The 416-nt window shown below is 36.5% G+C and carries 1 pseudogene; it reads left to right on the top strand.

Going from position 1 to position 416, the window contains the following annotated elements:
- Positions 1 to 416, top strand: a pseudogene (locus E3E26_RS11010) (hypothetical protein); the annotation flags it as partial.

Consider the following 416-nt stretch of genomic DNA (forward strand, 5'->3'; position numbering starts at 1 on the left):
AGAGAGAGTTGGTTTGTTATCGCTAGAGGAAATTGCAGTTGCATTAGAATTTTTACTTGGTGTAAAGACAAATATAAAGCTAGAAAAACTATATGAAGTCTCGAAAATCGTTGAAGAGATATCAAAAGTAAAAGTCGCAGTAAACAAACCCATAGTTGGAGAGAACCAATTCAAATACACAGCTGGATGGATCACTTGGATGCACAGAAAAGCAAGAGAAGCAGGTAAGCTTACGGGAATGCTCCCATTCATGCCTGAAGCAGTTGGAAGAAAATTGGAATATGTAGTTTCAAAAGGAAGTGGAACTTCATTTGTTGCAGAAAGGTTGGCAGAATTGGGGATTACAGTAGAAGATCCTGAAGTTATGAGAAAAATAGCATATAAAGTTAAAGAGACAGCTAACACTCTAAAAAGTA

Origin of the sequence: Thermococcus sp. LS1, from assembly GCF_012027395.1 — an archaeon.
Taxonomy (GTDB): domain Archaea; phylum Methanobacteriota_B; class Thermococci; order Thermococcales; family Thermococcaceae; genus Thermococcus.